This window comes from Actinomadura logoneensis, assembly GCF_003428695.1.
Taxonomy (GTDB): domain Bacteria; phylum Actinomycetota; class Actinomycetes; order Streptosporangiales; family Streptosporangiaceae; genus Spirillospora; species Spirillospora logoneensis.
In genome coordinates this window covers 1-7565 of the sequence record NZ_QURH01000108.1, presented here as the reverse complement: position 1 = coordinate 7565, position 7565 = coordinate 1, and the positions used below count along the sequence as shown (strand labels likewise).

Genomic DNA, 7565 nt, shown 5'->3' with positions numbered 1-7565 from the left:
GGAGCGGGCCGGAAGGGTCAGCGGCGGGTGCGGACGGGGTTGGCGAGCTGCCGGGGGATGCGGGCCGCGCAGCCGCACGCCGCCGGGTCGGACGGCGCGGACGGCCCGAGCGGGCGCCCGGCGACCTCCTTGAACAGCCGCGCGCCGGGGGAGGCGTCCGCGAGCACGTCGGCGGCCAGCACGACCGCGGCGGCGGTGTAGGTGGAGCGGTCCCCCGGGAAGTGGCGCCGGTTCTCGAACTGCCAGCCCGTCCAGTACGAGCCGTCCTCGTGCCGCAGGTGCTGGATGGTCGCGAACAGCTCCACGGCCCGGTCCCGGTCGCCCGCGGCGTCCAGGGCCATGACCAGCTCGCACGACTCGGCGGCGGTCACCCACGGCTGGTCGGACACGCAGCGGCAGCCGAGGCCGGGCACGACGAAGGTGTCCCACTGCTCGGCCAGCCGCGCCGCGGCGGCCTCGCCGCGCACCGGCCCGCCCAGCACCGGGTAGTACCAGTCCATCGACCAGCGCGACTTGTCGGCGAACGCCTCCGGGTGGACGGCCACGACGTGCCCGAGCTGGTCGGCGGCCAGCTCCCACTCCGGCTGCGGCTCGCCCAGCCGCTCGGCGAGCGCGACCGCGCAGCGCAGCGACTGGTACACCGAGGAGCAGCCGGTCAGCAGCGCCTCGTCCGCGACCGAGCCGTCCTCGTGCCGGATCCACATGATCTCGCCGCGCCGGGTGCGCAGCCCGAGCGTGTAGTCGATCGCGCGGCGCACCACCGGCCACATCGCGCGGGCGAACGCCTCGTCCCCGGTGACCAGCAGCTCGTGCCAGACGCCGACCGCGACGTAGGCGGCGTGGTTGGACTCGCCGCCCGCCTCGGTGACCTCGCCGAGCACCCACTTGGCGGGCCAGGACCCGTCCGGGCGCTGCACCGAGGCCAGCCACGCGTAGGCGCGCCTGGCCTCGTCGCGCAGGCCCGCGACGGTCAGCGCCATCGCGGCCTCGACGTGGTTCCAGGCGTCCACGTGCCCGGGCACGCCGTCCACCGGGGAGAACCAGGGGATCGCCCCGGACGGCTCCTGCTGGCGGGCGATGCTCCGGGCGGTCGCGACGATGTCGGCCGAGGTCACGACGCCGTCGACGGACGGCGCCGGGGCCTCAGACCGCATCCGCGGTCTCCCTGCCGGCGGGCCCCTCGGCGGACGGTTCGGCGGACGGTTCGGCAGGCGGTTCGGCAGGCGTGCCCGTTTCGGCGGACGCGCCGGCCGGCTTCCCGGCGGGCCGGGACGGCTGCGCGGGCTTGGTCACGTACACGACCACGCTCTTGCCGATGACCGGGTTCAGCGCCTTCTCGGCGAGCCGGGTGGCCAGCGGGCGCTTCATGATGTCCCAGACGAGGACCTGGTGGTAGGCCTTGGCGAGCGGGTTGGCGTCGTTGTCCACGCCGACCGCGCACTTGATCCACCAGTACGGGGAGTGCAGACCGTGCGCGTGGTGGTGGCCGTCCACCCGGAAGCCGGTGGACTTCAGCTTCGCCTCCAGCTCCGCGCGCGTGTAGATGCGCACGTGCCCGCCGGGGGCGGTGTGGTAGTCCTCCGACAGCGCCCAGCACAGCCGCTCGGGCAGCCAGGACGGGACGGTCACCGCGAGCTGCCCGCCGGGCTTGAGCACGCGCAGCAGCTCGCGCATCGCCCGCATGTCGTCGGGGATGTGCTCCAGCACCTCGGACGCCACGATCCTGTCGAAGTGGTCGTCGGGGAAGGGCATGGCCAGGGCGTCGCCCCGGACGGTCTCGGCGGACGCGTCCGCGGGGACCTCGCCCTCCAGCCGCATCGCGCCGAACATCCTCTCGACGCCCGCCAGCTCCTCGGCGTCGAGGTCGAAGGCCACGACGTGCGCACCCCTGCGGTACAGCTCGAAGGCATGCCGTCCGGCGCCGCACCCCATGTCGAGGACGCGCTCTCCGGGGGTGACGCGGAACCGCTGGAAATCCACGGTCAGCAGGGTCGTGCTCCTTCCGTACTGGGGACCTCCGGCAGGCCGGTCCCGCATCCGTGCCCGCGCCGCGGCCCGCCGGGTGGTCGCCCACCCTGGTCGGGACGCCGCCCGGGGCCGCTACTTGCGCGCGGCCTTGCGCAGGTAGTCGCGCTGGGTGACGGCCTCGCGGTAGTGGCCGACCGTGGCCTGCGCCACCGCCCGCCACGCGAACCGCTCGCGCACCCTGGCGAGTCCCGCCTCGCTCCACCTCGCCCGCTCCTCGGGGGAGTCGTGCAGGCGGCGCAGGACGGCCGCGAGTTCCTCCACGTCGCCGGGCTCGACCAGGATCCCGGCGTCGCCGACCACCTCGGGCAGCGCGCCCGCGCGGCTGGCGACCAGCGGGGTGCCGGACGCCATGTGCTCGACGGCGGGCAGCGAGAAGCCCTCGTACCGGGACGGCACGACCGCGACCTCGGCGGACGCCAGCAGCTCGCCGAGCTCGTCGTCGCTGATCCCGGACACGAACCGGACCCGGTCGCCGAGCGCCAGCTCCCGGACGAGCCGCTCGGTCGGGCCGTCCTTCGTGGGCCGGGACACCACCACCACGTGGACGTCCCGCTCGGTGGCGACCTTGGCGACCGCGCGCAGCAGCACGTCCACGCCCTTGATCGGGGCGTCGGCGCTGGCCATCGCGACGATGCGGCCGGGCACGCGCCCGGAGAGCGGGCCGCGCGGGTGGAAGACCGAGGTGTCCACGCCGAGCGGCAGGATCTCGATGTCGCGCGGGTCGACCTTGAAGTCCCGGACGATGTCGACCTTGGACGACTCCGACACCGTGAGCACCGTGCCGATCCGCCGCGCGACCTGCGCCTGCATGGCCACGAAGCCGTACCAGCGGCGCTTGCCGAGCTTGGCCTTCCAGTCCTGGGCGGCGTCCAGCTCGATGCGCCGGTCCACGCTGATCGGGTGGTGGATGCTGGTGACCAGCGGCAGGCCCAGCCGGGCGATGCCGAGGTTGGCCAGGCCGAGCACCTGGTTGTCGTGCGCGACGTCGAAGTCGCGGCGGCGGCGCTTCAGCTCGCGCAGCACGCGGATGCTGAAGGTCAGCGGCTCGGGGAAGCCGCCGGTGCGCATGTGCGCGAACTCCAGGACGTCCACCCAGTCGCGGAACTCCTCGCGCGCCGGGGTGCGGAAGGGGTCCTCGTCCCGGTACAGGTCCAGGCTGGGGATCTTGGTCAGGACGATCTCGTCGCGGTCGAGCTCGGGGTAGGGCTGGCCGGACAGGATCTCCACCGAGTGCCCGAGATCGACCAGCTCCCGGCTCAGATGCCGCAGGTAGACGCCCTGGCCGCCGCAGTGCGGCTTGCTCCGGTAGGACAGCAGCGCCACGCGCAGCGGCCGCTCCCCGGCCCCGGACCCCGCCTCAGTCACGACCGCCCCAGCCCACGCGCCACTCCTGTCCGTCGGATGGACGCCGGGGCACGGGTGCCGCACCGGCATCTCGAACGCCTGTCGTTTCGAACTAGACCTTAGCTTCCGCACGTTACCGGAGAGTTCAATATTGGGCATCGCGTCCAAAAGTGTTTCGAAAAGCACATGAACGACCAGGCGGGGACGGGTCCGCACGGTCGTCCCCGCCTGGTCGCGGGTCGTCGTCAGGGCCTCACCCGGAGGGGGTGAAGCGGACGGGCATCTCCTTGACGCCGTTGATGAAGTTGGACCGCAGCCGGCGCGCCGGACCGGCCGGGCGGATGTCCGGCATCCGGGACGAGATGGTCTCGAACACCATCCGCAGGTTCATCCGGGCCAGGTGCGTGCCGAGGCAGAAGTGCGGGCCGCCGCCGCCGAACCCGAGCTGCGGGTTCGGGTCGCGGGTGATGTCGAACCGGAACGGGTCCTCGAAGACGCGCTCGTCGCGGTTGGCCGAGCCGTAGAACAGCACGACCTTGTCCCCGGCCCGGATGTGCTTGCCGCCCAGCTCGGTGTCCTGCGTGGCCGTCCGCCGGAACTGGTTGATCGGGCTCACCCAGCGGACGATCTCCTCGACCGCCGTCGGCAGCAGTGCCGGGTTGCCCTTCAGCAGCTCCCACTGGCCGGGGTGCTCGAACAGCGCCTGCATGCCGCCCGCCGTCGCCGTCCGGGTGGTCTCGTTGCCCGCGATCGACAGCATCAGCACGAACAGCTGGAACTCCTCGACCGTGAGCGCGCCGCCGCCGGCGTCCGCCTGGACGAGCTTGGTCGCGATGTCGTCGCCGGGCTCGCGCATCCGGCGTTCGCGCAGCTCGGCGGCCCACTCCATGAACTCGGCCGCGCACGCGATCGACTCGCTCTTGTCGCCGATGAACTCCGGGTCGTTGAAGCCGACCAGCGTGTTGGACCAGTGGAAGATCCGCTCCCGGTCCTCCAGCGGGGCGCCGAGGATCTCGCAGATCGTGTAGAGCGGCAGCGGCGCGGCGAAGTGCTCGACGAAGTCGCACTCGCCGAGCGGCGCGGCGGCGTCGATCAGCTCGTTGCAGATGTCGCGGATGTGGCCCTCGAGCCGCTTGATCATCCGGGGCGTGAAGCCCTTGTTCACCATGGCCCGCAGCCGGGTGTGGTCGGGCGGGTCCTGGAACAGCATCATCTGGCCGTAGAGGGCGATCTCGTCGTCGGTGAACTCCTCGAACATCGCCGTCCGGGTGTGCGAGGAGAACAGTTCCGGGTGCCGCGACACCCACGTCACGTCCTCGTGCCTGGTGACCGCCCAGAACCCGGGCACCGCCGGGTTGGGGTCGGCGTGCCAGTGCACCGGGTCGTGGTCGCGCAGCCAGCGGAACCGGTCGTGGGGGATTCCGCCCGCCTCGTACAGGCCGGGGTCGATGACGTCGCGGTCGGGCGGGGCGATGGTGCCGGTCTCTGGGGGCATGGCAGGGTCCTTCGCCGGTGGAGGGCAGGGGCGCGCGACCGGTCGCGCCGTCGCGGTCGCAGAGCTCAACCAAGCTCTTGCTTGGTTGCCGGGCCTGCTTGCGATTCTCACATGAGACTGGAGTCTCATCAAGGGTCTAGCCCGGAGACTCGATGTGCCCTGCGCCACGTTTGAAAGCCCGTCCGCGCACTCCGCGAGCCCCCTTTCACGCACCGCGCACACGTCGCGCGGCGAGCCCGTGCGCGGCGCGTGCCGGGGGCGGTCAGGTGGCGGTGAAGCTGAGGGTTTCGCCGGGGACGCGGCGGGCGTGACCCCGGCGTTCGAGGACGCGCAGGTGGGCGGCGGCCTCGGCGGCGGCCATCTGCCGGGACTGCGGGGACATCGCCGGCCAGGACTCGCGCCAGGCGAGGCCGGACGTGAGGTGCCACAGGGTGCGCGGCTCGGCGGTGAGGAGCGCCGCCAGCTCGGCGAGCCGCGCCTCGTGGTGGGCGGCGATGGCGCGCGTCCGGGCGGCCAGGTCGTGGAAGCGGAACTGGTGGGCGGGCAGCACCTCGTCCGCGGGGAGCTCCCCGACGCGGCCGAGCGAGGCGAGGAAGTCGCCGAGCGGGTCGGTGTCCGGCCGGTCGTAGGGGTAGAGGCCGATGTGCGGTGTGATGCGCGGCAGGACGTGGTCGCCGGTGAAGACGCGGCCCGCGTCCTCCAGGTGCAGGCAGAGGTGGCCGGGGGAGTGGCCGGGCGTCCAGATCGCGCGCAGCCGGCGGCCGGGGAGGTCCACGAGGTCGCCGTCCTCCAGTTCCCGGTCGGGCTGGGCGGGCGGGTCGATGTGCCGACGGCGCGGATGGTCGGCGAGGTCGGCGTCGTCCGCGCCCGCGCGGCGCAGCGAGTCGGCCATCCAGGTGCGTTCGGAGTCCTGCTCGACCATCGCCCGGAACGCGCGGACGATCTCGGCGTCCGCGCGGTGCATGGCGATCCACGCGCCGGACGCCTCGCGCACGCGGCCCGCGAGCCCCGCGTGGTCGGGGTGGTGGTGCGTGACGACCACGCCGAGGACGTCCGCGACGTCCAGCCCGAACGCGGCGAGCCCGGCGGTCAGCGCGTCCCAGGCGTCCTCGTGCTCCCAGCCCGCGTCCACCAGGACGGGTCCGCGCGGGCTCTCCAGCACGTAGACCAGCGTGTACGCGAGCGGGTTGCCCGGGATGGGGACGGGCACGCTCCACACGCCGCCGCCCAGGTCCTCCGCGTCCGGACGCACGTCAGAGGCGCTCGATGATCGTCGCGGTGGAGAGCGCCCCGCCGCAGCACATGGTGACGAGCGCGGTCGCGGCGTCCCGGCGTTCCAGCTCGTGCAGCGCGGTGGTGAGGAGCCGCGCGCCGGTCGCGCCGACCGGGTGGCCGAGCGCGATCGCGCCGCCGTTGACGTTCACGGTGTCCATGTCCGGCTCGTGGACGGACGCCCAGGACAGCACGACGCTCGCGAACGCCTCGTTGATCTCGGTGATGTCCACGTCGCGCATCGACATCCCGGTCCGGGACAGGACGCGCTCGGTCGACTGGACCGGGCCGTCCAGGTGGTAGTACGGCTCGGACCCCACCAGCGCCTGCGACCTGATCCGCGCGCGGACCCGCAGGCCGAGCGCGCGGGCCTTCGCCTCGTCCATCACCAGGACGGCGGCGGCCCCGTCGGAGATCTGCGACGACGTCCCGGCGGTGTGCAGCGCGCCCTCGCCCAGGACGGGCCTGAGCCCGGCGAGCCCCTCGCGCGTCGTCTCGCGCAATCCCTGGTCGCGGACGACGGTCCGGGTCTCGCCGGTCGGGTTCCCCTCGGCGTCCAGGACGGGCGCGTCGATCGGCGCGATCTCGCGGTCGAAGCGCCCGTCCGCCCACGCCTTGGCGGCGAGCTGCTGCGACCGCAGGCCGAACGCGTCCACGTCGTCGCGGCTGAGGCCCCGGCGCGCGGCGATCCGCTCGGCGGCCTCGAACTGGTTCGGCATGTCGATCGACCAGTCGTCCGGACGCGGCTTGGCGGGCAGCACGTTGCTGCCGAGCGGGGACCGGCTCATCACCTCCACGCCGCAGCCGACCGCGACGTCCACCGTCCCGGCCGCGACCTGCGCCGCCGCGAGGTGGACGGCCTGCTGCGACGAGCCGCACTGGGCGTCGAGCGTGGTCACCCCCGCCTGCCACGGCTGCCCGGAGTAGAGCCAGGCGTACCGTCCGACGTGCCCGCCCTGCTCGCCCGCCTGGGTCACGCAGCCGACGAAAACCTGTTCCACTTCCGCGCCGTCCAGCCCGGCGCGCGCGAGCAGCGCGTTGACCGTGTGCGCGAGCACCGCCTGCGCCTTGAGCCCGGCCAACCAGCCGTTCCGCTTGCCGAGCGGCGTCCGAACCGCCTCCACGATCACCGGGGTGCCCATCCGCGACTCCTTGCTGGAACGAGGTTCGGATTCCGACTGTAACGTGTTCTAGTTTTGTCGGAAAGGGTGGACTTCCCGGCGGCCAGCCCCCGGCCGGCCCTCGGGCCGCTCCTTGCGGCGGCCCGGACGGGTGGGGAACGATCGGCCCATGCCGGACGAAACACCGCCCTTCGACGACGACTTCATCGCGGGCGCGTCCATCTCCGAACCGTCCGCCCGGCAGCGCGCCGGACGCGGGCGGAGGCTCGGACGTGGGGGCGGCCGTCCGCGGGCGGGCCTGCCGC

Annotated in this window: 6 protein-coding genes; all 6 read right to left on the bottom strand. The window is 73.5% G+C overall.

All coding sequences use genetic code 11. From position 1 onward, the window contains the following. Positions 1-17: 17 nt before the first annotated feature. The 6 genes from DZF91_RS05445 to DZF91_RS05420 all read right to left on the bottom strand — a co-directional run bounded on the left by DZF91_RS05445 (position 18) and on the right by DZF91_RS05420 (position 7281). Positions 18-1154, bottom strand: a complete 1137-nt coding sequence (locus DZF91_RS05445; RefSeq protein WP_117356399.1) for a glycoside hydrolase family 15 protein — start codon at positions 1152-1154, stop codon at positions 18-20. Further along, positions 1144-1989 (bottom strand): class I SAM-dependent methyltransferase, encoded by an 846-nt coding sequence (locus DZF91_RS05440; protein ID WP_199486426.1) that lies wholly within the window; start codon positions 1987-1989, stop codon positions 1144-1146. The genes DZF91_RS05445 and DZF91_RS05440 overlap by 11 nt, the downstream gene beginning before the upstream one ends. A 111-nt stretch (positions 1990-2100) precedes the next feature. After that, on the bottom strand, positions 2101-3393 hold the full coding sequence (locus DZF91_RS05435) for a glycosyltransferase family 4 protein (protein WP_235834102.1): 1293 nt from the start codon (positions 3391-3393) through the stop codon (positions 2101-2103). A gap of 232 nt (positions 3394-3625) precedes the next feature. After that, on the bottom strand, positions 3626-4867 hold the full coding sequence (locus tag DZF91_RS05430; RefSeq protein WP_117356396.1) for a cytochrome P450: 1242 nt from the start codon (positions 4865-4867) through the stop codon (positions 3626-3628). A gap of 262 nt (positions 4868-5129) precedes the next feature. Beyond that, positions 5130-6119 carry an MBL fold metallo-hydrolase gene (locus DZF91_RS05425; protein WP_117356395.1) on the bottom strand — a complete coding sequence of 330 codons (990 nt, stop codon included), beginning with the start codon at positions 6117-6119 and terminating at the stop codon, positions 5130-5132. 1 nt (position 6120) lies between these two features. Next, positions 6121-7281: a steroid 3-ketoacyl-CoA thiolase gene (locus tag DZF91_RS05420; RefSeq protein WP_117356394.1), complete on the bottom strand. Its 1161-nt coding sequence runs from the start codon at positions 7279-7281 to the stop codon at positions 6121-6123. Positions 7282-7565: the final 284 nt, after the last annotated feature.